The 25,812-nt window shown below is 69.2% G+C and carries 19 protein-coding genes and 1 pseudogene; 9 read left to right on the top strand and 11 right to left on the bottom strand.

Features of this window, described 5'->3' with window-relative positions; all coding sequences use genetic code 11:
* Positions 1-468: 468 nt before the first annotated feature.
* Both ACM6LU_RS15780 and ACM6LU_RS15775 read left to right on the top strand, forming a co-directional pair.
* Positions 469-1,668: a hypothetical protein gene (locus tag ACM6LU_RS15780; protein ID WP_414938418.1), complete on the top strand. Its 1,200-nt coding sequence runs from the start codon at positions 469-471 to the stop codon at positions 1,666-1,668.
* The gene (locus ACM6LU_RS15775) at positions 1,665-2,255 is read left to right on the top strand and encodes a helix-turn-helix transcriptional regulator (RefSeq protein WP_414938417.1); all 591 of its coding nucleotides are present in this window, start codon (positions 1,665-1,667) and stop codon (positions 2,253-2,255) included. Before ACM6LU_RS15780 ends, ACM6LU_RS15775 begins: the two co-directional genes overlap by 4 nt.
* A 284-nt stretch (positions 2,256-2,539) precedes the next feature.
* On the opposite strand, the gene ACM6LU_RS15770 is transcribed toward ACM6LU_RS15775, so the two are convergent.
* Both ACM6LU_RS15770 and ACM6LU_RS15765 read right to left on the bottom strand, forming a co-directional pair.
* Positions 2,540-3,175, bottom strand: coding sequence for a helix-turn-helix transcriptional regulator (locus ACM6LU_RS15770; protein WP_414938416.1), 636 nt, complete (start codon positions 3,173-3,175; stop codon positions 2,540-2,542).
* 84 nt (positions 3,176-3,259) lie between these two features.
* Entirely contained in the window at positions 3,260-3,511 is a 252-nt protein-coding gene (locus ACM6LU_RS15765) for a hypothetical protein (protein WP_414938415.1), read from the bottom strand.
* Between the two features lie 306 nt (positions 3,512-3,817).
* Between ACM6LU_RS15765 and ACM6LU_RS15760 the strand changes: the two genes are divergently transcribed.
* The 4 genes from ACM6LU_RS15760 (at position 3,818) to ACM6LU_RS15745 (ending at position 12,810) form a co-directional block, all read left to right on the top strand.
* Entirely contained in the window at positions 3,818-5,905 is a 2,088-nt protein-coding gene (locus ACM6LU_RS15760; RefSeq protein WP_414938414.1) for a BTAD domain-containing putative transcriptional regulator, read from the top strand.
* Between the two features lie 583 nt (positions 5,906-6,488).
* Positions 6,489-10,142, top strand: a complete 3,654-nt coding sequence (locus ACM6LU_RS15755; RefSeq protein WP_414938413.1) for a BTAD domain-containing putative transcriptional regulator — start codon at positions 6,489-6,491, stop codon at positions 10,140-10,142.
* A gap of 29 nt (positions 10,143-10,171) precedes the next feature.
* Complete coding sequence (locus tag ACM6LU_RS15750; protein ID WP_414938412.1) at positions 10,172-11,434, top strand: ABC transporter substrate-binding protein; 1,263 nt, start codon at positions 10,172-10,174, stop codon at positions 11,432-11,434.
* Between the two features lie 11 nt (positions 11,435-11,445).
* Complete coding sequence (locus ACM6LU_RS15745; protein WP_414938411.1) at positions 11,446-12,810, top strand: GH1 family beta-glucosidase; 1,365 nt, start codon at positions 11,446-11,448, stop codon at positions 12,808-12,810.
* A gap of 159 nt (positions 12,811-12,969) precedes the next feature.
* Here ACM6LU_RS15745 and ACM6LU_RS15740 read toward each other — a convergent pair whose 3' ends face one another.
* The 3 genes from ACM6LU_RS15740 to ACM6LU_RS15730 are packed head-to-tail and all read right to left on the bottom strand — an operon-like array spanning position 12,970 to position 15,451.
* Positions 12,970-13,797: a carbohydrate ABC transporter permease gene (locus ACM6LU_RS15740; RefSeq protein WP_414938410.1), complete on the bottom strand. Its 828-nt coding sequence runs from the start codon at positions 13,795-13,797 to the stop codon at positions 12,970-12,972.
* 2 nt (positions 13,798-13,799) lie between these two features.
* Positions 13,800-14,693, bottom strand: a complete 894-nt coding sequence (locus tag ACM6LU_RS15735) for a carbohydrate ABC transporter permease (RefSeq protein ID WP_414938409.1) — start codon at positions 14,691-14,693, stop codon at positions 13,800-13,802.
* The gene (locus ACM6LU_RS15730; RefSeq protein ID WP_414938408.1) at positions 14,690-15,451 is read right to left on the bottom strand and encodes a DeoR/GlpR family DNA-binding transcription regulator; all 762 of its coding nucleotides are present in this window, start codon (positions 15,449-15,451) and stop codon (positions 14,690-14,692) included. Before ACM6LU_RS15730 ends, ACM6LU_RS15735 begins: the two co-directional genes overlap by 4 nt.
* Before the next feature lie 696 nt (positions 15,452-16,147).
* Here ACM6LU_RS15730 and ACM6LU_RS15725 point away from each other — a divergent pair.
* A complete protein-coding gene (locus ACM6LU_RS15725) occupies positions 16,148-16,621 on the top strand; it encodes an RICIN domain-containing protein (protein WP_414938407.1) in 474 nt (157 codons plus the stop codon).
* A gap of 305 nt (positions 16,622-16,926) precedes the next feature.
* On the opposite strand, the gene ACM6LU_RS15720 is transcribed toward ACM6LU_RS15725, so the two are convergent.
* The 6 genes and pseudogenes from ACM6LU_RS15720 to ACM6LU_RS15695 form a co-directional block, all read right to left on the bottom strand.
* A complete protein-coding gene (locus ACM6LU_RS15720; protein WP_414938406.1) occupies positions 16,927-18,060 on the bottom strand; it encodes a serine hydrolase domain-containing protein in 1,134 nt (377 codons plus the stop codon).
* 67 nt (positions 18,061-18,127) lie between these two features.
* Positions 18,128-19,948, bottom strand: a complete 1,821-nt coding sequence (gene glmS, locus ACM6LU_RS15715; RefSeq protein WP_414938405.1) for a glutamine--fructose-6-phosphate transaminase (isomerizing) — start codon at positions 19,946-19,948, stop codon at positions 18,128-18,130.
* Between the two features lie 53 nt (positions 19,949-20,001).
* Positions 20,002-20,274 (bottom strand): hypothetical protein, encoded by a 273-nt coding sequence (locus ACM6LU_RS15710; RefSeq protein WP_414938582.1) that lies wholly within the window; start codon positions 20,272-20,274, stop codon positions 20,002-20,004.
* Between the two features lie 126 nt (positions 20,275-20,400).
* Positions 20,401-20,961: pseudogene (locus tag ACM6LU_RS15705) on the bottom strand (M20/M25/M40 family metallo-hydrolase); the annotation flags it as partial.
* A gap of 13 nt (positions 20,962-20,974) precedes the next feature.
* Positions 20,975-22,279, bottom strand: coding sequence for a glycosyltransferase family 2 protein (locus ACM6LU_RS15700; protein WP_414938404.1), 1,305 nt, complete (start codon positions 22,277-22,279; stop codon positions 20,975-20,977).
* Positions 22,280-22,290: 11 nt separating this feature from the next.
* Complete coding sequence (locus ACM6LU_RS15695) at positions 22,291-22,479, bottom strand: hypothetical protein (protein WP_414938403.1); 189 nt, start codon at positions 22,477-22,479, stop codon at positions 22,291-22,293.
* A 216-nt stretch (positions 22,480-22,695) separates the two neighbouring features.
* Here ACM6LU_RS15695 and wecB point away from each other — a divergent pair, with 216 nt between their 5' ends.
* Both wecB and ACM6LU_RS15685 read left to right on the top strand, forming a co-directional pair.
* Positions 22,696-23,910 (top strand): non-hydrolyzing UDP-N-acetylglucosamine 2-epimerase, encoded by a 1,215-nt coding sequence (wecB, locus tag ACM6LU_RS15690; RefSeq protein ID WP_414938402.1) that lies wholly within the window; start codon positions 22,696-22,698, stop codon positions 23,908-23,910.
* Between the two features lie 3 nt (positions 23,911-23,913).
* Positions 23,914-25,641: a DUF2334 domain-containing protein gene (locus ACM6LU_RS15685; RefSeq protein WP_414938401.1), complete on the top strand. Its 1,728-nt coding sequence runs from the start codon at positions 23,914-23,916 to the stop codon at positions 25,639-25,641.
* Positions 25,642-25,812: the final 171 nt, after the last annotated feature.

The following is a 25,812-nucleotide window of genomic DNA, read 5'->3' as shown; positions in this document are numbered from 1 at the left end:
GCCCGATCGGCAGGGGCGAAGGCGCCACTCGGCTGAAGGGCGATCGCGAGGTGTGGGCGGTACCTGGCACGTCACCGGAATGTCTTCTCTTCGGTACCGCGATGCGGGAGCTTCCCTGACGCCCGCGCTGCCCTTTCGGTCAGTGCCGAGGACCTTGCGGTCCGAAATCCGCCGCACCGGCGCCGAACCACGCTAGCGTCGGTGATGCGGCCGGTGACGGACCAGGGGCTCATGCCCTGCCCGGTCGCGGCGCCGGCGCGTCCGCCACCCCATGCGGCCGTGCGGCGCCGGTGCAGTCCTGGATTCGGTGCCGTCCCATCACCCTCCTGGGACGGCACCGCACCGGATCGCGCCCGTCCCGCGCGGCGCACATCCGGTCGCGGCTTTCGGGCGGACCCAGCGTCCCTACGGGCCAGAACCCGCCGGACGGCACATCGCGGACGCTCGGTCCGCCTCAAGATGTCAGACGTGGACGAGGTGACCGAGCAGATCCTGGCGTGCCTTTCCGCCGACGCCGTGCAGGAAGCCCAGTCGAGCGTCGTCCGCGCGCTGCACGACTCCGGCGACACGGCCGAACTGGCGAGGATCGCCACGAACCCGCCGGACTGGTCGGTGGCGTCGAGCGCGATCGCGCTGAGCCTGCTCGACAGGTGGGGCGAAGCGGCGGCACTGCTGGCGGGGAACGATTCGTGGCGCACCGAATCGACGGTTTCCGCGATGCTGGGCGAACTCTTCGGTGGTCTGGCCGAACTCTGGGCGGGCCGCTCCGCGCGGTTCGGTGCGAACCTGACCGAACGCGAGCGATGGCCGTTGAGGACGGCGAGGCGGCACCGGGACGACCAGACCACCTCGTACGTCACCGCGCTGCTGGTGCTCGGCGAACGGGCGCGCGCGGAAAGGCTGCTGTCCGACGAGGACTTCCCCGAAACCGGACTGCGGGACAGCGAACGTTCGATGCTCGCGGCCATGCGCGGCGATTCCTCCCGCGCGGTCTACTTCGCCCACCGCGGCGTGGCCGACCGTTCACGGCGCGGCTACGACATCGGATCGGCCGCGATGCACCTGTCGACCGTGACGGTCCTGCTGTCGCAGGGACGATTCACCGCGGCCAGGGACCTGCTGGCCGCCGGCCGCGCCACGGAACCGACGCTGGCGCACCTGCTCGACGTCGCGGCGGCCAGGATCGACATCGCCTCGGGTGAAACCGGCCGCGCCGCCGACCGCCTGCACGCGGCCACCCGCGGACTCGCCGTCGGCACGGACATCGCCTGGGCCGACCTCGCCGAACTGGCGTTGCGGGCGAACGACCGGGTCGGGGCGAAGAAGGCACTCGACGCGCTGGAGGACCTCGCTTCCGCGATGCCGACCGGACGGGTGCTGCTGCATCGCCACCTGATCCGGGCCTGCCTCGGCGAGGAGCCCGCCGTCGAATGCCTGTGGCTGGCCCGCGAACGCGCGCAGCCGCTCGAACTGGCCGTCGCCGCCGAACGCCTGGTGCGGCACGGCGCGACGGATCCCGCGGTGCTCACCGAGGTATACGAAGTGCTCGGCTCGACGGACGCGCCCCGGTACCGTGCACGGCTGCGGAACCTGATGCGGGAGAACGGGATCGAGCCCCCCGGCGGCCGTCAGGAGACGGTCGCCGAGAACGAGCGATACGTCTCGTGAACGCGCGGCACGTCCGGGTGGCCGTCTACTCGGCCGACCCGGTCACCCTGGCGGGGCTGGTCGGCATGCTGTCGCCCGCCGCGATGCTCGAGGTGGTGCCGTCCGGCGTCCGGGGCGCGGACGTACTGGTGGTCGCCGAGGACCCGGTCGAACACGAACTCCCGGTGCTCCGGCGAGCAGTGGCCGAACAAGGCGCCCTGCCCGGCGTGCTGATCGCCGGGCCGCTGCCACCGGCGGGCCACCACGCGGCCGCGACAGCCGGGGTGCGCTGTCTGCTACCGCACCGGGAGGCCGGAGCGGCGCGGCTCATCGCGGAGGTGCTGGCCGCGCGGACGGCGGTCGCGACCTCCCCGGAGGGGCTGGCCGCCGGGTACGACGTCTCGGCGGACGGGATTTCACTGTTCCACGAACGCGAGCTCCGCGTGTTGCGGCTGATCGCGGAGGGCAGGGAGACCGCGGAGATCGGCGCGGCGATGGGCTATTCCCAGCGCACCATCAAGAACATCCTGTACCGGGTCCAGCGGCGGCTGGAGCTGCGGAACCGGGCACAGGCGGTGGCCGCCGCCATCCGCGCCGGCCTGATCTGAGGCCGAACTCACGTGCTTGAAGGCGGAACTCGCGGCTGTCCGTCCAAGCACGCGAGTCCGCGTTTGAGCACGTGAGTTCGGTGTTCGGCACAGGGGCGTCGCCATTCCGACGGGCTAGTGTCGCGTGATCCTGCTTGCTTGACGTTGGGTTTCGTTCGTCGGACGGCGATCTCGCGTGATCAGACGGCGATCTCGCGTGATCAGACGGCGGTTACGCGTGATTGGACGGCGATCTCCGGAGATCGCCGTCTGATCACGGGTAAGACCTGCAGGATCACGCGACTCTAGATGACCCCGGCCCGCACCGCGTAGGCGACGGCGTGCGGCCGGTTCCGCAGGTTCAGGCGTCCGGTGATGCCCTGGATGATGTGCTTGACGCTGCGCTCCGAGTAGCTGAGTTCACCGGCGATTTCGACGGTGTCCTTCCCGTCGGCCATCAGGCGCAGCACGTCGATCTCCCGGGTGGTGAGCCCGGCGGTGTTGACGCCCATCGGGTCGAGCACCTCACGTTGCAGCCGTTCGACGTGTTTGAGCAGTTCGCCGAGCAGGCTCGGCGGGAGCACACCGCCGCCGGAGGCCGCCGCGCGGACCGCGTGTGCCAGCCGCTCGCCGGTCGTCGCGGAGCGCGGCAGTACCGCCACCACCCGGCATTCGATGGCGGGCACCAGTTCCGCCTCGCCGATCTGGCTCACCACGAGCACCACCGGCTTGCCGTCCTCGGCGGCCAGCCGCCGCAGCCACAGCACGATCTCCGGTGTCAGCCACTCGGCGGCGAACACCAGCACCTCGGTCTCGGCGCGCTGCTCCCAGTCCCGGATCTCGATCCCCAGCTGCGTGCCCAGCTGACTGGCCAGGCCGGCAGTGGTGATCGGATCGGGCGCGTGCACCGCCACGGTGATCTGTCGGGTTTCCGTGTCCACGTTCGTCCCCTCCGCTTGATCCGCCGCCCCAGTCGGATGGGACACAGTCTGCGAAGAAGCTCTTCACGAACTCTCCACGAGTTCTCAACGAGGCGTGAAGGACTTCGTGGCCTGCTGAAACGCCTCCACGTACTTGGGAAGCTCGTCCAGGATTTCACGGAGCCTGTCCTCGGGCCCGGTGTAATCCGGGTCGGCGAGCAGGGCGTACCCGTAGGCCAGCGTCCGCCGAAGCTCGGCGACGCGTGCTTCGGCCTCGTCGGCGTCGAGCACCAACCTGCCGTTATGGGCGAGGCCGAGCAGGACATCCCCGGCGAATCGCTCCTGATCCTGGCTCACCGACCCAGCATGCACAGCCACGCATGGCATCTACCATGGCCGGACGGCACGCTGCCCCCGAGAACGCCGGGGTCTGCCCTGTCGCCCCTCACCTGTCCGCATCCTGAAACCCATATGAACGGGCAACCAACTCGACCCCGTTCGCGGCCGGAACCGCGGTGTCCTGGCGAAACGCGGCGTGTCTCAGGACCGGCAGACGAAACCCACACGTCGGCTGCCCGATTGATTGCGAACCCCACAACGGCGCCACTAGGGTTTTCGCCGGGCGGTACGCTCTTTCGAAGTCGGACGCACAGGCGGCAGGTCATGGACGAGGTTCCCTCGCTGACGGTGCGACTGCTGGGCGGATCCCCCGCCTGGCACAGCGCCGGCGAGATCCCCCTGGGCCCCGCTCAGCGGCAAGCGGTGTTCGCCACGCTCGCCCTTCACGCCGGCCGGTTCGTCTCACGCGAGGAGATCATCGACGCCGTCTGGGGCGAGCGGCCCCCGGACAGCGCCACCGGCATCGTCTACACCTACATCTCCGCGCTGCGCCGCGCGCTGGAGCCCGTGGGCGAGCCGCTCGTCGCCACCCGTGCGGGCTACCGCCTCGACCTGCCGAGGCAGCAGGTGGACGTTTACGTCTTCGAAGCCGAATTGGAACGGGCCCGCACACACCGGCTCGCCGGTGCGCACCAGCGGGAACTGGAGTCGCTGCGCTCCGCGCTCGAGCAATGGCGGGGTTCCGCGCTGAACGGGATGCCCGGCCCGTTCGCCGAAACCCAGCGCGCCCGGCTGAACGAACTGCGGATGAGCGCGCTCGAACGCCGGGCCGAGGTCGCGCTGCACCTGGGCGGCAACCGCGAACTCGTCGGCGAGCTCGCCATGCTGGTCGAGCGCCATCCGTTGCGCGAAGGGCCGCACCGGATGCTGGTCACCGCGTTGTTCCGGTCCGGCAGGCAAGCCGAGGCTCTGGCCGCGGTCGACCGCGCCCGCGAGACGATCATCGAGCAGTCCGGCCTCGAACCCGGCCAGGAACTGCTGGCTTTACGACAGCGGGTCCTGGACGGCGACCCCTCGCTGCACCACCAGGACCAGCCGGGACGCCACCGGCCGACGCCGGCCCTGCCCGAACGGCCGTCCGCCTTCGTCGGCCGCGAGTTCGAACTGGGCCGCCTGCGACGGCACCTGTCCACCCTGATGGACGAAGGCCGCGGCGGGACGGTGTGGCTGGACGGCGAGGCCGGCAGTGGCAAGAGCGCGCTGCTGGCGGAGGCTCTCGCCACGGCGAGAAACCGGACGAGCTGGGTTGAAGCCGACGAACTGACCAGTGCGGTCCCGCTCAGCCTCATCGCCGACTGCCTCGGCGGCGAAGCGCTCGAAAGTCTCGACAAGACGGTCACCGAGCTGTGCGAAGACGGGCCACGGGTACTCGTCTTCGAAGATCTGCACTGGGCCGACGAGGAGAGCCTGCTCGCTTGGCAGCGGCTTCACCGGCTCACCGCGCACCTGCCTCTGCTGCTGATCGGCTCCGCGCGCCCGCTCCCCCGGCGCCGCACGCTCGACGTCCTCCGTTCGCGACTCGATGGCGAGATCGTCTCGCTGCCGCCGTTCGACGGTGCGGGCGTCGCCGCGCTCGCCGCGGAGTCCCTGGCCAGGGACCCCGGCGAGGTGTTCCTGGGGTTCGCGGCCGAATACACCGCCGGCAACGCCGGATACCTGTGCGAACTGTTCGCCGAGTTCGCCGGCGACCGTGACACGAGCACCGCGCCGCACAGCCGGATCGCCGCCGCGGTGGACGATCACCTCGCCACGCTTTCCTTGCCGTGCAAGCGAACGCTGAATTCGGCCGCACTGCTCGGCTCGTCGTTCACAGTCGCCGACCTGGCGGGCGTCACCGGCCGCGAACCGCGGGCGCTCATCCGGGTCGTCGAGGAGGCGCTCGCCGCCCGCGTGCTGGAAACCGAGGGAGACCACCTGCGGTTCCGAGTCCCCTTGGAACGGTCGGTGTTCGCCGCGAACACCCCGCCCGCCATCCGCGCCGTGCTGCACCAGGAGATCGCCGAGACCTTGGCGGGCTCCGGCGCACCCGCGGATCGCGTCGCCGAGCAGCTTCTCCAGGCGGGGGACGAACTGACCGCGGCATGGATCCCACAGTGGCTACTCGACAACGTCGGCACGCTGTCCGCCGAGCCCGCGGTCGAACTCCTTCATCTGCTTTCGCACCAACGGAATCTCACCGAGGACCAGCAGGAGAGCCTGACCGGGGAGCTCGCCACGCTCCTGTTGCCCGAGGCGGGCACGGAGGCTTCCTGGCAGGCCACCCGCACAGGGGGAGCCGCGCAGCCCTGGTGCGCGCCGCTGCACGCGCTCGCCCGTCCCGGGGTGCCTTTCCAGCGTGGCCCGCTGCGCTGAACCTTTCAGCCAAGGGGTTTGAGTGGCGTTGACCGCGCGAGCGGGTCGCCCTCTGGCCTGAAGTACATGAAGGTCCCCTTCCTTGCGCCGGGCGCGAGGACTCCGGCGAAGTCGCGCGACTGTCGTTCAACGCCGCTCTTGGCGATCCGGGCCTGGTCTCGTCAAGTGTCCGAAGAGGGGTGGGTCGGGGTGGTCTTGAGTGGCGATTCGAGCTGGAGTCAGGGGTTGCTTGGGTACCTACTGTCGGCCCCCTTGGTGTCGCGAAAGCCACTTTCGCGACATCAGTGGGCGGCCGCGCTCGACGGCTGAGCCAAGCTTCGGCCAGGGGTGGTCGTGAGTGGGTAAGTCGGGCCAGGGCGGACCGGTAGTTGCTCTCCCATGTGTGATCAGCCCGACGGCGCCGAGCCTCGGACCTTGGTCAACTCGGTCGAGGTGGGCAGGCGAATACAGGTCCGTCAGAATTCGAATCGCCACTCACGACCCGCTTGACCAGCTCTGCGTCTTCGCTGAGCCGACCGACCGGGTGCGCAACCGAGCCGACACTCGAACGTCCTAAACTGCGGGGACACAGAATGGAGCCGGCGTGACGAACGGCCTGCGCGTCGAGCTGCTCGGGCCGCCTCGTGCCTGGCTCGGAGACGTCGAGCTGAAGCTCGGGCCCGCCCGCCAGCGCGCGGTCTTCGCCACCCTGGCGGCACGCTGCGGCCAGGCGATCTCCCTCGGCGAACTGATCGCCGACGTCTGGGGTGGATCGGCGCCGGCCAGCGCCACCGGCAGTGTCCACACCTACGTCTCCGGTCTGCGCGGGGCGATCCGCAAGGCGGGTGGCGCCGCGCACGAGGTGCTGCGTTCGTCCGGATCGAGCTATGTGCTGCGGCTGGACCGTGAAGCGCTCGATGTCCGCCGGTTCGAACAGGACGCCGCCGACGCGAGGAAGCTGCTGGCCCACGCGGATCAGCGGGGTGCGGCCGCGCGGCTCACCACCGCGCTCGGGCGCTGGCGTGGCGAGGCTTTTTCCGGCGTTCCCGGCCCGTTCGCCGAGGCGGAGCGCGTCCGGCTCGCCGAACTCCAGCTGACCGCCACCGAACTGCGGGCCACCGCGCTACTCGGCCTCGGCGACCACCGTGAACTGGTGGCCGAGCTGACCGCGCTGATCCAGCGGCATCCGTTGCGCGAGTCGCTGCACGAGGCACTCATGCGTGCCCTGCACGCGAGCGGGCGGCAGACCGAAGCGCTGACCGCCTACCGCGAAGCCAGGCGAGTGCTCCGGGACGAGCTCGGCGTCGAGCCCGGCACCCCGCTGCGTGAACTGCACCAGCGCATCCTGGACGGCACCGAAAAACCTGTCACCGGATCGAAACCGGCACCGGTACGCGTCGTACCGCCGCCGGTGGCCAAGGCGATCGAACGCGGCCGCCCAGGGTTCCTGCCCGGCCGTTCCCGGCAGGTCGCACGGCTGGACGGCTTCGTCACCGACGTGCTCGCCGGCCGCGGCCGCCCGGTGTGGCTCGAAGGCGAACCGGGTATCGGCAAGTCGGAACTGCTGATCGCCGGGCTGTCGAGCGCAGCGGCGCGCGGCTGCCAGCTCGCCTGGACCGCGGCCGACGAACTCCAGCAACGGTTCCCGCTGCAGGTGATCATGGAATGCCTCGGGGTGCACCACGAAGCGGCGGATCCGGCCAAGGCCAAGCTGGCCGGTGAGCTGCACACCGAGCCCGCGCACGGGAACTGGGGCCCCGCCGACCCGATTCTGTCCACTGTGGACAAATTGCTGGCGCTGGTCGACGAGACCTGCGCGGCGGGCCCGCTGGTGCTGGTGATCGACGACCTCCACTGGGCCGACGAGGCCAGTGTGCTGCTGTGGCAGCGACTGGCCGCCGCCACCCGCCAGCTGCCGCTGTTGCTGGTCGCCGCCACCCGCGCCGGGCACGGCCGCCGGGACCTGGCCCAGCTGCGACGCGGCATCGAGGCGAGGGGCGGCGAGATCATGCCGGTCGAGGTGCTGACCGACGACGACATCGCCGCCGTGTTCGAAGTGATCCTCGCGGCCGAACTGGGCCCGAGCCTGCGCCCGCTGGTCCGGCGCGTGGCCGGAAACCCGCTCTACGCCAGGGAAATCGCGCACGACCTGGTCCGCACCGGTTCGCTGCGGATCAAGGCGGGCGTGGCCGAGGTGACGCTGGACGGCACCGAGAACGCGCCGCGGTCGCTGCTGGCGGCGGTGGGCCGCACGCTGGAATGCCTCGACCCGGCCACGACCGAGATCCTGCGCACCGCCTCGCTGCTGGGCGCGGAGTTCGCGGTCGAGGACCTCGCCGCGCTGGCGGGCAAGAGCCCGCTGGAGGTCCTGCGTGGCCTGGAACCGGCCACCGCCGCCGGCGTGATCGAGTACGCCGGCGACAAACTCGCCTTCCATCACCCGTTCCAGCGGCAGGCGCTCTACGGCGGCATCGCGAAACCGGTCCGCGCCGCACTGCACCGGCGCGCCGCCGAGTCGCTCGCACGCGGCGGCGCGCCGATCAAGCGGGTCGCCGAGCAGCTGGCGGCCGAGCCGGTGCCGGTCGACCCGTGGCTGGTCGGCTGGCTCACCGCCAACCACATCGCGGTGTCCAACCGGGCCCCGCATATCGCGGTCGACCTCCTCCGCGGCGCGCTCGGCAGCACGGTGCCCACCCGCGAGCAGCGGGAGACGCTGATCGCCGCGCTGGTGCGCGTGCTGTTCCGGCTCGAACAGACCCCGGAGGCCGAGGCGGAACAGGCGGTGAAGACGGTCCGTGACAAGGCGGATCTGGCGCAGATGCGGCATTTCCTCGCCGCCCTGCGGTATCGCCGGGGCGACACTCCCGGCGCGATCGAGGCACTCGGCGACACCGCGGACGACCCGTCGATACCGGAGCTGTGGCGCACCAGCACCCGGACACTGCTCGCCAACTTCCGGCGCGGCACCCTCGACGATCTCGACGACACCGAACGGATCGCGCGAGGCCTGCACGCCGAAGCCGTCGAGGCGGGCGAACGTTATCCCGCCGCGCACGCGCAGCAGACGCTGTGGCTCGTGCATTCGATCCGCCGCGAGCACGACCGGGCGCTGACCGCGATCGACGCCGCGATCGAGACCACCGGCGACGAAGCGGACCTGGCGACGCTGCGCTTCGACCTGCTCGACAACCGCCTCTTCACCCTGCAGAACCTCGACCGGCTCGACGAAGCGGACGCCACGCTGCACGCCGGGTACGAGACGGCGGCGCGCCACGGTCTGCCGACCGGGCCGCAGGTCTCGGCGGCCGTGCACTACTACTGGACCGGCCGCTGGGACGAAGCACTGGCCGAACTGGACTCGGTCACCGAGGACGGCCCGGCGATCACCTTCTACGGGGTGCGCGAGCCGGGCGCCGCCGCCTTGCTGCTGCACGGGGTCGCCGCCCTCATCGCGGGCCACCGGAACGAACGCCTCTCCGTCCGCGCGCATCTCGAAGCGGCCGAAGCGCACTCGCCGTCGAACTCGTCCGAGCGTGAGAGCTGCGATTTCCACCTCGCTGCCCAGGCGATGGCCGCCGAACAGCACGGCAGGCTCGACGACGCGCTGCGGCTGATCGCCCCGGTGCTGCGTCCCGACTACGCCCGGATGATGCTGCGCCACCAATGGCTGCCCGACGTCGTTCGCGTCGCGCTCGCGGCCGGGAACGACGACGTCGCACGGCAAGCGCTCGCCGTCTGCGCCGAAGAGGCGAGCCAGGAGACCGTGCCCGCCAGGGCCACCGCGGCCGCCGGCCGATGCCGGGGGCTGGTCGACGGCGACCCCGAAGGTGTGCTGGCCGCGGCCGATCACTATCGCGAGGTCGGCCGTCCGATCGAACTCGCGGCCGCGCTGGAGGACGCCGCCGAACTGCTCGGCCGCGCCGGTCACCTCGAAGCGGCCACTCGGTCACTCACCGAGGCGTGCGAGGTCCTCGGGCCGGTCGGCGCCGCCTGGAGCATCCGCCGGGCGGAAAACAGGCTGCGCCGCCACGGCGTGCTGAGCCGAGCCGAGCGGGGGGCCCGGCACGCCGGTGCGCTGTCCCCGCTGGAACTTCGGGTCGCCCGACTGGTGGCGGCCAAGATGTCCAATCCGGAGATCGCCGTGGAGCTGAGCCTGCCGCGGAGGACGGTGCAGTCGCTGGTGTCCCGGGTGCTGACCAAGCTGCACGCCGATTCCCGGCTGACCGTCGTCGACCAGTTGCCGAGGCGTCTCGCTTGACCGAGTCCACCGCACCACCGAGGAGAACCATGACCCGCCTGCTGGCCGGATTGGCGGCCTTCGCGCTGCTCCTCACCGGCTGTTCGGGAAAACCGGCCGAATCCGGCGGACCGATCAAGCTCACCGTCGCCACCTTCGGCGAATTCGGCTACGAGAAACTCTTCGACGAGTACGAGAAGACGCATCCGGGGATCACCGTCGAGGGCCGGGTCGCCGACTTCGAGACGCACCATCGGCAGCTCGCCACCGGCCTCGGCGCCGGTCGTGGCAGCGCGGACGTGGTGGCGATCGAGGAGCAGTACCTCCCCAAGTTCCGTCGATCTACGGACAAGTTCACCGATCTGTCCGACTTCGGCGCGCAGGGCCTCCGCGAGAACTGGCCGGACTGGAAATGGGACCAGGGCACCGCGAACGGCGGGAAGTTCGTGATGGGCCTCGGTACCGACATGGGCAGCCTCGCCCTCTGCTACCGCCGTGACCTGTTCGCGAAAGCCGGGCTGCCGACCGACCGCGATCAGGTGGCCGCGTTGTGGCCGACCTGGGAAAAGTTCGCCGAAACCGGTGAGAGGTTCAGCTCCAGGGCGCCGGACGACGTCAAATTCGCCGATTCGGCGGGCACCGTCTACACGGCGATGCTCAACCAGGCACAGGAGAACTACTTCGCCAAGGACGACACGTTCATCGCCGACACGAATCCCAACGTGCGCAAGGCCTTCGACCTGGCGGGCGGAATGGCGCTGAAGAAGGAGACGGCCGCCGTCACCACCTTCACCCAGCCGTGGACGGTGGCGATCAAGCAGAGCCGGTTCGCCGCCATCACCTGTCCCGCTTGGATGCTCACCCAGATCGAAGAGGCTGGCGGGCCGGAACTGGCGGGCAAATGGGACGTCACCTCGGTACCGGGCAAGGCGGGCAACTGGGGCGGGTCGTTCCTGACCGTCCCGAAACAGGGCGAGCACCGCAAGGAGGCCTACGACCTCGCCGTCTGGCTCACCGCGCCCGGACAGCAGAAACGGATCTTCCTGGACAGCGGCCTGCTGCCGAGCGCGCTGGGCGCTTACCAGGACGGCGCCGTACTTTCCCACACCAGCAAGTACTTCAGCGACGCGCCGGTCGGTGAGATCTTCGCCGCGTCCGCCGAAGCGCTGCGGCCGAACTATCGCGGGCTGCGCGACGGCGAGGTGCGGCCCGTGTACGGGCACGCGCTCGGCCGGGTCGAGGAAGGAAGGCAATCGATCGAGCAGGCCTGGACCCAGGCGGCGACCGAAGGCCGCGCCGCGGCCGCCAAGTGAGCGAGGACGGCGTGACGCGCGGCTTTCCGGCAGGGTTCCGGTGGGGCACGGCCACGGCGGCCTTCCAGATCGAGGGATCGACGACGGCGGACGGCCGAGGACCGTCCATTTGGGACATCTTCACCGCGCGCCCCGGCCGGGTACTCGACGGCGCCACCGGCGACCCGGCCTGCGACCACTATCGGCGCTACCGCGAGGACGTCGGCCTGCTGGGCGACCTGGGCGTGCCGTACTACCGCTTCTCCGTCGCGTGGTCGCGGGTCATGCCGGACGGCCGAACGATCGAACCACGCGGGCTCGCCTTCTACGATCGCCTTGTCGACACGGTGCTGGAGCACGGGATCACCCCGATGGTCACGCTCTACCACTGGGATCTGCCGCAGGCGCTGGAAGACGAAGGCGGTTGGCCCAACCGCGATCTCGCGAGCCTTTTCGCCGACTACACGCTGACCGTCCACCAAGCACTCGGCGATCGCGTCCGGCAGTGGACCACGATCAACGAGCCGTTCTGCGCCGCCTTCATCGGCTACGGCAACGGCGAGCACGCGCCGGGGGTCCAGGACGAGGGCGCGGCGCTGGTCGCCGGGCACAATCTCCTGCTCGCGCATGGGAAGGCCGCGCAGGCGTTGCGGGCGAGCGGTGGCGAGCAGGAAGTGTCCATCGTGCTCAACTTCGCCCCGGTGCTGACCGATGTGGACGATGCCGCGCACCGCGAGGCCGCGCGCAAATTCGACTTCCTGCACAACAGGTTCTTCCTCGACCCGCTGCTGGGCCGGGGCTATCCACCCGAGTTGCTGGCGGATCTCGCGCATCTCGGCACGCTCGAACCGGCGATCGCCGACGGTGACCTGGAACTCATCGCGCAGCCGTTGGACGTACTGGGCGTCAACTACTACGCGCCCGCCCGCGCTGTCCCGCTCGGCGACCCCGAGGCCGACAGCAACTGCCCGCTGCCGGGTCTGCGCGGTATGGACGTCATCCCGCCGCGCGGTGCGGTGACCTCGCTGGGCTGGGAGCAACGGCCGGAGTCGTTCACCGATCTGTTGCTGTGGTTGCGTGATCACTGCCCTGGACTGCCACTCGTGATCGCCGAGAACGGTGCCGCCTTCGAGGACGAGGTCGTGGACGGGCGCGTGCACGACGAGGAACGCGTGCGGTACTTCGCCGAGCACCTCGGCGCCGTGCACGACGCGATCGAACGCGGCGCCGACGTCCGCGGTTACATGGCCTGGTCGTTGCTGGACAATTTCGAGTGGGCCATGGGGTACACGCAGCGATTCGGCCTCGTGCACGTCGACTTCGGCACGCAGGAACGGGTGCTCAAGGACAGCGCCCGGTTCTACGCGGACGTGGTGGCGCGCAACGGGCTTGGCTGATCGGTCCGGTCACGAATCCCTGAAGTGCTTGAACGGACCGTTGGTTCAGGGGCACGCCTTCCCAAGGAACCCCGGCGCGAGCCAAGTGGGGAACAGCGGCGCTGACCCGCAAACCTCGACTTGCCGAGACCCTGGTCAGCGCTGAGCGCCACGGCCGTCTCAGCCCCGTAGCGCGCCACGCATGACGCCGTCGACCACCTTCCTGGCCAGCAGGATGAACGCCACGATGACGGGCAGCACCCCGATCGTGGCCGCGGTGAGCATCAGTGAGTAGTCGGTGAAGTAGCCGCTGGCCAGCCGCGACAGTGCCACCTGGACGGTCGGGTGCGCGTTGGGGTCGAGTACGACCAGCGGCCAGAAGAAGTCGTTCCACGCGGTCATGAACGTCAGCATGGCGAGCACCGCGGCCTGAGGGCGGATGGCGGGCATGGCGACGTTCCAGAACAACCGCGCCGTCGAACAGCCGTCGACGCGCCCGGCGTCGAGCAGTTCACCCGGGATCGCCTCCTCGCACGCCTGCCGCATCCAGAACACGCTGAAGGCGCCGACCAGTCCCGGCACGATCACCGCCTCCAGCCGCCCGTACCAGCCGAGTTCGCCGACCACCAGGTACAGCGGGATGACCCCGAGCTGGGCGGGCACCATGGCGGTGCCGATGACGACCAGGAAAAGCGAGTCGCGGCCGGGAAATCGCAGGCGAGCGAAGGCGAATCCGGCCATGCTGGACAGCAGGACGTTCGACACGGTCACCGTGCCGGCGACGATCAGCGAGTTCTGCATCGCCAGCCAGAAATCGACCGTCTCGAAGACCCTGCCCACGTTCTCGATCAGGTTGCCGCCCGGCAGCAGCGGCGGGGTGGTCTCGCCGAGCGCGGAATTGTCCTTGGAGGACACCACGAACGACCAGTACAGCGGGAAGATCGAAGCGATGCCGACGGCGAGCAGCAGCCCGTAGACGACGAACCCGGTCCGTTCCCTCGCCGCCACGGTCACTCACCGCCCCGCATGCGGCGCACGAGCGAGAAGTTGACCAGCGCGAACCCCGCCGAGAACAGGAAGAGCAGCCACGCGATGGCCGCCGCGTATCCGGCGTCGAACTCGCCGAACCCCTTCTCGTACAGGTACATGGCGAGCGTCTGGAACTGCCGGTCGGCACCGCCGGTCCCGGCGATACCGGCGTCGTCGAACAACTGTGGCTCGGCGAACAGCTGCAACCCGCCGATGGTCGAGACGACGACGGTGAAGGCGATCGTCGGCCGGATCGCGGGTACGGTGATCGACCAGAAGGTCCGCCAGCGCGAAGCTCCGTCGAGCATGGCGGCGTCGTAACGCTCCTGCGGCACGGACTGCATGGCCGCGAGATAGAGCAGCGCGTTGTACCCGGTCCAGCGCCACATCACCATCACGCTCACCGCGACGTGCGAAGCGAGCCGATCCGACCGCCAGTCCACCGGATCGAGCCCCACCAGGCCCAGCGCCCAGTTGACGACGCCGTAGTCCTCGGCGAAAAGCTGGCTGAACACCAGCGCCACCGCGACCACCGAGACGACGTTGGGCAACAGCACACTGGCCCGCCACAGGGTCCGCGCGCGCAGCGGACGGTCGAGCAGGGCCGCGAGCCCGAGCGCGGCCAGCAACTGCGGGCCGGTCGACAAGACGAAGATGCTGACCGTGTTGAAGAGCGCGTTGTAGAAATGCGGGTCCTGGAGCAGGACGGTGAAGTTACCGAGCCCGGCGAACCCGGTGTCGCCGTTGACCAAATGCCAGTGGTGCAGCGCCACCCAGGCGGTGTAGAGCAAGGGGAAGAGACCGAAAACGCCGAACAGGACGTAGAACGGCGCGGTCATCAGGTATCCGGCGAGCCGTTCGCCCGTTCGCCTCAAACGGTGACCACCTTGACGCCGGTCCGGGTGATCTCGTCGGCCGCCTGAGGATCGACGCCGGTGTCGGTGATCAGGGTGTCGACATCGCCGAGGTCACCGAATCGGGCGAAGTGGTCGTTGCCGAACTTGGTGTGATCGGCCAGCAGCACCGTGCGCCGCGCGGACGCGATGGCCGCGCGCTTGACCATCGCTTCGGCGGTGTCCGGCGTGGTGAGCCCTCGCTCGACGGAAAGTCCGTCGGTGCCGATGAAGGCGACGTCGACGTAGGTGTCCTTGAGGGCGTCGAGCGTCCAGCTGTCGACAGCGGCCATCGCGCGCCCGCGAAGCCTTCCGCCCGCCAGCATCAGCGTGATGCCGGGCCGGTTGGCGAGAGCGAACGCGTTCGGCAGCGAATAGGTGACCACGGTCAGTTCGCGGTCGGCGGGGACGAGGTTCGCCAGCCGCGCCACGGTGGTGCCCGCGTCCAGCAGAATCGCGCCCTCGGCGGGGATCTGTTCCAACGCGGCGGCGGCGATGCGGTCCTTTTCCCCGCACATCGCCTTGTCACGGGCGTCGAGACCAGGCTCGATCCCCAGCCGCTCGACCGGAATCGCGCCGCCGTGCACCCGCTGCAGCACTCCGCTGCGCTCCAGCGCCGTCAGGTCACGGCGGACGGTCTCGCTGGTGATCTCGAAAGCGGCCGCGAGCGTCGCCACCTCGACACGGCCGTTCCGCCGGGCCTGCTTGAGGATGGCCCGTTGCCGCTCTTCGGCGTACAACTGTCACCTCCTGGCCTGGCGAATGAGCGGACAGGGCGACAATAGTTGGTTTCTCGCCGGTCCGACAACGGAAACCTCGGGAATCCTCCGCCGGAACGAGGTTCTGTCCATTGAGGACACGGCGCCGGACGACCCACCGGCTTGGGCGCCGATGCCGTGTTCGCCGTTCAATTACGCGAGTTACCCGCCGGATCACGCTGCCCGATCGAGCAGGATGTTTGCCCGTCCAGCCGCCATGAGCCCTCAAACCCGCGCTCACCGCAATTAGTCCTCTAAATGCCGTGTCCGGCCGGGTACCGGTGAGCGAGACGAGGCGAACGGCGGTTTTACAACGTTGTATCAACGAGGTAGAGCTGGGGCACCTGGTCATGCAAGGGGGACTTCATGTCAGTCCCCCGCCGTAGCTTCCTCAAGGCACCGTCGCGACGAGCCTCGTCGTCGGCGGCGGAGCCGGTATCGGCAGCCAAGCCGAAGCCCACTGCGCCTCGCCCTACGTGGCCAACCGCGCGCCACTGCTGCCCGCTCCCCTGCTGCGGCTCCCGCCCGGCTCGGCGAAGGCGGGCGACTGGCTGGCCACCCAGCTCCGCGAGCAGCTCGACGGCCGCTACCAGGAGGTCTCGCACTACCTCGCGTTCGACAAGACCGGCTGGGTCCGCCCCGAGCTGGGCGGCCGGGAGGAAGTGCCGTACTGGCTGCGTGATTACGGCGACCCAGGCCCCGGACGGCTTTTTCGGGCCGTCCGAGCTTCGCACCAAGCAAAATGGCCACGCGGACCTCTGGCCGCACATGCCGATGCGGCACCCGCTGCGTTCCCCCGAGGAGTACACAAAGGACGCTCGTGTCGTCCCGTTCCTCAGCCACTACTTCCGTTTCATGGCGGCACAACCGGCTTCGGTGTACACCGACGGCTGGGGCACTACCCGCTGGTCCGACACGATCGACGTGGTCTACTGGCTCTACAACCGCACCGGCGAGAAGTTCCCGCTGGAGCTGGTCCGCACCATCCACCTGTGGCGCACCATCGACAACGACGACGGCTGGTTCCGGCTCCAGAACCGCCACTCCGGCAAGCTTCTCGGTGTCGACCTGATGTCCACGGCGGACTCGGCGATCGTCGTGCGGTTCGATGACAACGGCACCGCCGACCACCTGTGGCGCCTGCTCGACTAGTCCTCACGTCCGTGAAGGCCTCCTTCCCTACCTTGCGGATCAGGGTCCCGGCAAAGTCGCAGAGCTGCTGGCAGGTAGTCCGGGCTTGACGTTTCTGGTGTCTGCAAGGGCCGAGTGGGGAAGATTCGGGACGGTGAACGTCCGAAATCTTCCCCGCTCGGGCGCGTGCCGGAGGGAGACATGTCCCGGAACCTCTGTTGATCAAGCTCCGCAACCGGTGTGAACCCGCGACGACGACTAACCGCCTGACCCGCAAAACGTCGACTTTGCCGGGACCCTAGGCCTTCACGGACCTCTGGCTGCGCTTAGGGTTTCGGCAGGCTTCGGCTCGCCGCGTCCGCGATCTTCTGCACGATGAGCGGCTGGCCGTCCGGCGACTTCACCGTGGGATTGACCGAGTACGCCACGATCCTGGACAGGTCGCAGGTGGCGAAGATCCCGCTCGAGTAGCCGTACCGGCTGCCGGTCTTCCCCCAGACGGTGATCCCGTTCAGGCTCAGTTTCATCAAACCCTGGCTGTAACTCGCCCTGCCGTTGCCGTCGGCCATGGGCACGTCCGGCACGGCGAACAGACGCGGCATCACCGCGGGGCCGAGCAGCCGTCCTCCGAACAGGCCGGTGATGAACTTGTCGAGGTCCTCGGCCGTGGAGATGATCGCGCCGGCGGCGCCGGGGATGGACTGGTTCATCTCGGTGACGTCGACCAGTTTCCCGTCCACGTCCAGATAACCGCGTGCGGCCGGGTTCGGCAGCCGCGGGTCGTGCTCCGGATAGTAAGTCCGCCAAAGGCCGAGTGGCATCGTGATGCGCTCACGCAGGTTGCGCGCGTAGGACTGTCCAGTCACCTTCTCGAGGAGCATCCCCGCCGTGACGTACGCGGTGTTCGTGTACTTCTGTGCCGTGCCGGGCTGGAAGTCGATCGGGTGGCGCAGCGCGGTGTCCACCACTTCGCGCGGGCTCCAGTGCTCGTAGCGATGCGCGAGGATCCACTCCGGATCGTAGAGACCTGGGATGTCCACCGACGGCAGCCCGGAGGTGTGGTCGAGCAGGGTGCGCACCGGTACCGGCGGATAGCCCGCCGGGAGCACACCGGGGAGATACCGCTGAACCGGCCGCTCGAGGTCGATCCGGCGTTCCTGTGCCAGCTGGAGCACCATGACCGCGGTGTAGACCTTGGTGGTGCTGCCGATCCGGAAGAACCCGTCCGGCCGGACGGGGGCGTGTGTGCGGACGTCGGACTCCCCGGAAGTGCCGGACCAGGCACCGGACAGGCCGGTGACCCGGACCAGCGCGCCCGTCGTGTCCTTGTCCGGCAGGCCCGCGATCGCCGCCGACAACGCGGCGGGATCGGGCTTTCCGAGGCCGGGTGTCGCGGCGGCGGGCACCGAGGTGAGGGCCGCCGCGACAGCGACCACTGCTGTGACAATCGGAAGTTTCATGTCACACATGATGTCCACGCGAGACGCCGGGGACATCAGGGAAATACCCCGTCTTCGAAGATCAGGGTCACTCCACGGTGACGGACTTCGCGAGGTTCCTTGGCTTGTCGATGTCGTGGCCGAGGATCAGCGCGGCATGGTAGGCCAGCAGCTGCAACGGGATCGTGAGCAGGATCGGGTCGAGTTCCGGCTCCGAACGCGGGACCACGAACCGCGGCACGTCGAGGTCGCCGAAGTCCACGTCGTCATGGGTGATCGCCAGGACCGGCCCCTTGCGCGCCCTGATCTGCTGGACCGCCGCGAGATTCCGGCCGGCGAGGTCGTCGAACGGGACGACGGCGACCGTCGGCACCGAGTCGTCGATCAGCGCGAGCGGGCCGTGCTTGAGTTCCGAGGTCTGGTAGGCCTCCGCGTGCCGGTACGAGATCTCCTTGAACTTCTGCGCGCCTTCCCGCGCCACCGGATAGCCCCGGACCCGGCCGACGAAGAACAGGCTTCGCGCGTCCGCGCAGGTCTTGGCGTGCTCGGCGATCTCCGCCTCCGCCGCCACGATCTCCGCGACCTGCTTCGGCAGGGCCCGGATCGCCGCGACGATCCGCTGTCCGTCCGCGTTGGACAGATCGCGGACCCGGCCGAGCGCCAGCGCGATCATCGCGAATCCGACGGCCATGTTGGTGAGCGCCTTGGTCGAGGCGACGGCGATCTCCGGACCCGCGTGCAGGTACAGGCCGCCCTCGCAGGCCCGCGCGATCGTCGAGCCGACGACGTTGACGAGACCGACCACCCGGCCGCCCTTGCGCTTGACCTCTTCGACGGCGAAGGCGGTGTCCGCGGTCTCGCCGGACTGGCTGACCGCGATGTAGAGGGTGTCCGCTTCGATGATCGGGTTGCGGTAACGGAACTCGGACGCGGCCTCCGCGTCGGCCGGGACCCGCGCCAGTTCCTCGATCATGGTCGCGCCGATCTGGCCGGCGTAGTAGGCCGAACCACAGCCGAGGATCTTGACCCTGGCGAATCCGCGCAGGTCTCGGGGCGTCAGGTTCAGACCGTCCAAACGGGACACTCCGAACCGGTCGTCGAGACGGCCCCGGATCATGCGCTCCAAGGATTCCGTTTGCTCCTGAATCTCCTTGTACATGTAGTGCTGGTGACCCGCGAGGTCGAGGTCGTCGGCCTTGATGTCGATCTCGGTCACGGCCTTGCCGGTATCGCTCTCGTCGACGGTGAAGGTGCGGTACCCCGTGGCCGAGACACTGGCGAACTCGCCGTCGTCGAGGTGCACCACCTGTGACGTGTGGCGGACCAGCGCGGACAGGTCACTGGCCACGAACATCTCCCGGTCGCCGACGCCGATGATCAGCGGCGAACCGTTGCGCGCGACCACGACGCGGTCGGGGTGCTCGGTGTCGGTCACCGCGATCGCGTAGGTACCGGTGACGCGGGAGACGGCCTCGACGACCGCGTCTTCGAGGGTCCTCGCGCCTGACCGCGCGATGAGGTGGGCGAGCACCTCGGTGTCGGTCTCCGAGGTCAACGTCACCCCGGCCTGGCCGAGTTGCTCGCGCAGGCTGTCGGCGTTGTCGATGATCCCGTTGTGCACCACGGAGATGCGGCCGTCCTCCGAGACGTGCGGATGGGCGTTCGCCTCGGTCGCCGGGCCGTGCGTCGCCCACCTCGTATGCCCGATGCCGATCTTGCCGGCGAGCCGCTTGGGCAGGGCCGCCGTCAGATTCCGCACGCGTCCCACGATCCGGTGCACCTGGGCGCCTTTGCCGCCGAGAACGGAGATCCCGGCCGAGTCGTAGCCGCGGTACTCCAGCCGCGTCAGCCCCTCGATCAGGATGGGGGCGGCGTTCTGGCCGCCGATGTAGCCGACGATTCCGCACATGACGAGTCAACCTCACAGAAAAGAGACGGGGTACGCGAAGACCGGCGTGCCCGTCAGCCGTAGACGATGCGGCGCAGTTGCCGCTCGGACAGATCGGGAGGCGCGACGAGCCGACGGCTGAGTTCCCCGGCGATGAGGGGGAAGATCTCAGGGTTCTTCCTGCCCTCGGCCTGCAACTGGACATGCCGCGACCGGACGTAGTGCTCGACCGGCTGCCGGTAAAACGCCAGGACGTCCTCGACGACCCGTGCGGCGATGGCCGTCGACAGACCCGTCGACAGGGCCACCTGCTCGACGATGTCCGCGTCCTCCACGTTCCCCATCATGCACAGTGAGGGTGCGAAACACCAGTTCTTGCCCGAAATCGGGCAAGAACTAGCAGATTCCCCTCTCGTAGTGGCTCGCGTTTCGTCCTCTAGTTGCGAAGTGGTCAGCGCCGTCACGAGGCCGGTGACCAGATTCGCCCGCTCCGCCATCGACTCGACCAGCAGGTACTCGTGGTCCGTGTGAGCGCCGCCCCCGACCGCACCCAGCCCGTCGAGGGTCGGCACGCCGATCGCCGCCGTGAGGTTGCCGTCGCTCCCGCCACCGACGGCCACCCCGGCGACTCCCGGCAGCAGCCGTTCCGCCACGGTGAAGAAGCTCGCGGCGGCCGACTCGGGCATGGGAGGCCGGTGGATCCCGCCCCGCACGGCGATCTCCGCCCCGTCGAGACGCGGGGTCAGCGCGGCGAACCCCGCCTCGACGCGGTCCTTTTCGGCGGCGGTCTCGACCCGGACGTCGACCACGACGGTCGCGGAGGCGGGAACGACGTTGCTCGCCGTACCAGCGGAAGCGACGGTCGGGGTGACGCTCGTCCCGGCCTCGGGCCTGCCGAGCGCCGTGATCTCCAGCACCTGGTGCGCCGCTTCGGTCAACGCGTTCACACCGGCCTCGGGTTCGAGGCCCGCGTGCGACGCCCTGCCGGTCACGAGAACCTCGAAGGTGCCGCATCCCTTGCGGCCGATCCGCACGGCACGGTTTCCGCTACCGGACAGTGACCCCGATCGCGGTCTCTTCCTCACTCAGCCGTTCGGTCTTGGTCCAGGTGTTGCGGCGGGCCAGCACGCGGAACAGGGCCCGCCAGGTGGCGATCACACCGAGCACCAGGAATCCCGGATAGAGCAGGCCCGCGAGCAGACAGCGGTGGAACGGTTCCTCGCCGAGACGCAGCCGGTGCACGACAGCCCACACCACACCGGGGACCAGCAGGACGACCAGACCGATCAGGGCCGCGTCCGGCAACGCGGACGGCGGCGCGATCAGCCCGCCCAAGGTCACGCCGGACCACGAGGCGACGAGCGTGCCCGCGAACAGCAACGAGACCACCAGCGACAACGGCACCGTCAACCAGGGCGTCACGAGATAGGCCAGAAAATCCAGAAGACCGATACTGCCCACGTGACGCGAGGCCAGCAATTCCCGCAAATGCCTTGCGCACTGCAAATTACCTTGAGCCCATCGGGTCCGTTGCCGCAGGAGCCTGCGCAGGTCGACGAGGCCCTGCTGAGTCACCCAGGCCGCTTTCACGTACCTCATCCGGATTCCGGCGACGTGCAGCCTCAGGCCCAGTTCCAGATCCTCGACAAGGCAGTCCGACCACGGCGCCGGATCGAAGCGGCGCAACACCGCGAGCCTGGTGAATTGACCGTTGCCGCCCATTCCGACACTGCCCGCGAGATCGCGCAGGCTTTGCGACGCGTCGGCGACCGCCCCGAATTCCAGATCCTGCAGTAAGGCCAGAATGCTGCAGCGATTGTGAATGCGCACGCGACATTGCACGGCACCGACTCCGCGGTCGCCGAACACGTCGGCGACCTCGCGCAGCATCCCTTGGCTGCCCCGGCCGTCGCCGTCGACGATGCCGATGATCGTCTTCGGCACACTTCCCTCGGCTTCACACAACCGGCGGATGTAGCGGTAGCCGGCGTTCAACGCCTCACCCTTGCCCCGGCGGGCATGGGGAAGATCACGACGCAGGACATGCAGGCGTGGGTCGGCGACCTCGCGGAGGACGATCGGCGTGCCGTCGTCCGAACCGTCGTCGATGACCAGAACCCGCACCGGGTTCCGTGTCGTACCAAGCGAAAGTGCGTTCCGGACGGTTTTTCCGACCACCCGTTCCTCATTGAGCGCCGGGATGACGATCCAGAACTCCAGCCCCTCCCCGCGCGCGGCCACCGACCGGCGCGGGGACCCGGTGCGCCACGCGAACGCCGCGAGCAGGATGTTGTGCGCCGGCCACCACAGGAGCAACAGCATCATGGTCGCGGCGAAGGCGGGATTCGTCATGAGCGGGTGGTTCAGTCCTTCAAGCGAAGGCGCAGCGAACGCGCCATGAGGAGCAAGGCGATCGCCCCGATCACTGACGCGAGCGCGGTGCTCACCGTCGCACCGGCCATCGTCGCGCCGATCCCGAGCGCGGAAACCTTGACCGGGCCCACCGGCACCATCGACATGTTCTTCCTCCGGATGACGGGCACCACAAACATCTACTCACAGTTTTCATACCGTGAGTCACGGTCACCCTAGTAAGCGATATTAAGTCTTTCGGGTGGGTACAGTACCCCGTTCGTGTTAACGTTTGCGGACAAGGATCCCCCACAAAGGTGACCATCACCGAGTGATCCTCGCCTCACCTACCACTCTTACGTGACTTCACCGACGAATTCACCCGTACCACTGCGCGAGCCCGGAAGAAGGACCAGGTGCGTAACGCACAGAACGAGACCTCCGTCATGGCCGAAATCTGGCTGGTGGCGGGAACCCGCCCGGAAGCCGTGAAACTGGCTCCGGTGGCCGGGGCATTGGCTTCCGAGGGCCGGATGCGGCCCGTGCTCGTCTCCACGGGACAACACCCGGAAATGGTCGACCGGGCAATGGCGACGTTCGGATTAACGCCGGATGAACGGCTGACGCTGAATCGGCGCACCGGTTCCCAGCCGGAACTTCTTTCTGGAATCTTGACGGGGTTGGAAGAAGTCGCCGAGCGGCGGCCGCCCGCCGCCGTGGTCGTCCAGGGCGACACGACGACCACCTTGGCCGGAGCGCTGACCGCCTTCTGGCGCCGCGTCCCCGTCGTCCACCTCGAGGCGGGACTCCGCTCGTTCGACCTCGGCGCGCCATTCCCCGAGGAGTTCAACCGGAAACTGGTGACCCAGGCGGCCGCGCTCCACCTCGCCCCCACCCCCGACGCCGCCGCGAACCTCTTGGCTGAGGGAGTGCCCGAAGGCGCCGTGCTCGTCGCCGGGAACACCGTCGTCGACGCGATCCTCACGGCGACCGACAAGTCCACCGCGGTGCACGACCCCGAACTGGCGGCGCTGCTCGAAAACGCGACCCGCGGCACGGTCAAACTGATGCTGGTCACCCTCCACCGTCGCGAGTCCTGGGGCGAGCCGATGCGCCGGGTCCTGCGCGCGGTGGCCGAGCTGATGGCCGCGGATCCCGAAGTTCGAGTGGTGCTTCCCGCGCATCCGAACCCGGAGGTGCACGGCCTGGTCCGCGAGGAACTGGCCGGCGTCCCCGGCGTGCTGATCACCGGTCCGCTGCCCTATCCCGAACTGGCGGCGGTACTGGCCGCGAGCACCCTCGTGCTCTCCGATTCCGGCGGTATCCAGGAAGAGGCCCCGACCTTCGGTGTCCCGGTCCTGGTGCTCCGTGACGTCACCGAGCGCATGGAGGCCGTGAACGCCGGCTGCGCGGTGCTCGTCGGCACGGACCGCGACCGGATAGTGTCGGCCGCGACGCGTCTGCTGAACGACCCGGCGGCGCGCACGCGGATGATGAGCAGTGGCAATCCGTTCGGTGACGGCGCCGCCGCCGAGCGGACCGAGCAAGCACTCGCGTATCAGCTGGGACTGGCCCCAGACCTGCCCGCCCCGTTCCGGCCCGTCTCCGCGAACCTCTTGGCCGAGGTCTGACCGGTGACGGAGGACAAGGGCACGCGACGCTTTCGCCTGCCCGCTTGGCTCCGGCTCGCCGTCGTCGCGGTCGTGACGGTCACCGTCGCCGTGGTCGTCCTGGTGCGGGTGACCAAGACGAATCCGGTCACGGCGTCGCCGCCCGCCACGCCGGTGTCACTCGCCGATCGCCTTCCTGGAGCGGGCAAGGCCGGACTGCCGGGCCCTGGCGGCGATCCGGACCGCCGGACACTCGTGCTCTACGACGACGGGCGGAAGAAGGACGGGACCGTTTCCCCGCCCGAAGAGGTCAGAACGGCCGAGGCGTACGCGATGTTCACCGCGAACCTCGTTTCCCGTGGCACCGCTTGGAAAATGCTGCCCGCCGCCGACTACCGGCCGCGTCAGGCGGACGGGTTCCAGGCCATCGTGTATCTCGGCTCGGTCTACGACGCGTTGCTACCGAAGGCTTTTCTCACCGACGTCGCGGCGGCCAGGGTCCCCGCGGTCTGGATCGGCGCCAACATCTGGCAGCTGCACGCCAGCGCCGGCAAGACGGCGGGCGGTCCCGGCTGGCGCGTGGAAGGCTACCGCGGGGACAACCCCACCACGGTCACCTACAAGGGCACTCCCCTGCGCCGCGATCCCCGTTCGGGCACCGGGGTCGTCGCGATCGACGTCCGTGATCGGACCAAGGTCCAGATCCTGGCGGAGGCCAGTGTTCCAGGCGGCACGACATCTCCCTGGGCCGTCCACTCGGGACAGCTGACCTACGTGGCCGAAGTTCCCTACGCCTACGCCGAAGCGCAGGATCGCTACCTCGCCGCGGCCGACATCCTGCTGGGTGTCCTGTCGCCTCAGGCGCCGAACCGGCACCGCGCGCTGATCCGGCTCGAAGACGTCGGCCCGCGCACGAAACCGGAAGAACTCCGGAAGGTCACGGAATTCCTCATCGGCCAGAAGATCCCGTTCACCCTCGCGGTCTACCCGTACTACTCGGACCCACAAGGCCGGGCGAACGACGGCAGCCCGACCTCGGCGCGGCTGGTGGACTCACCGGAACTCGTCGGCGCGCTCAAGGACGCCGTCCAGGCGGGCGCGACGCTGGTCATGCACGGCTACAGCCACCAGAGCGACAGCGGCCCGAACCCTTACGACGGCGTGAGCGCGAGCGACTTCGAGTTCTACAAGGCCAGTGTCGACGGCGAAGGCGTCGTACGGATGGACGGGCCGATGCCCGAGGACTCCGCGCTGTGGTTCGACCAGCGCATCGCGACCGGGCTCGGCGAGTTCCGGCGAGTTGGCCTCCCGGAGCCGACGATGTTCGAGTTCCCGCACTACGGTGGTTCCGCCGTGGACTACCAGCGGACCACCGGCTTGTTCCAGGCACGCTACGACCGCGGCAGCTACTACGCGGGCTTCTGCCCCGGCGGTCGATGCGGTTCGACGGCCACGGCGACGACGGAACAGGTGTACGGCCAGTTCTTCCCGTACCCGGTGCGCGACGTCTACGGCGCGAACGTCGTCCCCGAGAACATCGGCAACGTGGCCCCAGTCGCCTTTAACCAGCACGCCGCCCGCACCGCCGTCGACATGCTCGCCGACGCCCAGAGCGCGCTCGTCGTCCGAGACAACGTCGCCAGTTTCTTCTACCACCCGTTCCTCGGCGAAGGCGGGTTGCGGGATCTGGTGAACTCGTTGCGGGCACTGGGATACCGGTTCACCACACCGACGGAAGTCCTGGACGGCTAGGGCAAAAGTGTCGTATCGGGCGGTAGGTCCGTGAAGGTCTCCTCCATTACCTTCAGGGTCAGGGGCCCCGGCGAAGTCGCGGAGCTGCTGGTCTGCGCTGCTGGTGGTGATCCGAGCTTGACATCGCTAGTGCCCGCAGGGGCAGGGGTTCCTGAGGAAGGCATGTCCCTG

Source organism: Amycolatopsis sp. cmx-11-51 (assembly GCF_047608665.1).
Lineage (GTDB): Bacteria > Actinomycetota > Actinomycetes > Mycobacteriales > Pseudonocardiaceae > Amycolatopsis.
The sequence above is the reverse complement of the archived record's forward strand: the minus strand, read 5'-3'. Positions and strand labels throughout refer to the sequence as shown.

Coding starts and splice junctions, on each gene's coding strand:
- ACM6LU_RS15760 (WP_414938414.1), top strand. CDS start 3,818: ATGGACGAGGTTCCCTCGCTGACGGTGCGACTGCTGGGCGGATCCCCC.
- ACM6LU_RS15750 (WP_414938412.1), top strand. CDS start 10,172: ATGACCCGCCTGCTGGCCGGATTGGCGGCCTTCGCGCTGCTCCTCACC.
- ACM6LU_RS15720 (WP_414938406.1), bottom strand. CDS start 18,060: ATGAAACTTCCGATTGTCACAGCAGTGGTCGCTGTCGCGGCGGCCCTC.
- glmS (WP_414938405.1), bottom strand. CDS start 19,948: ATGTGCGGAATCGTCGGCTACATCGGCGGCCAGAACGCCGCCCCCATC.
- ACM6LU_RS15710 (WP_414938582.1), bottom strand. CDS start 20,274: ATGATGGGGAACGTGGAGGACGCGGACATCGTCGAGCAGGTGGCCCTG.
- ACM6LU_RS15700 (WP_414938404.1), bottom strand. CDS start 22,279: ATGACGAATCCCGCCTTCGCCGCGACCATGATGCTGTTGCTCCTGTGG.
- ACM6LU_RS15695 (WP_414938403.1), bottom strand. CDS start 22,479: ATGTTTGTGGTGCCCGTCATCCGGAGGAAGAACATGTCGATGGTGCCG.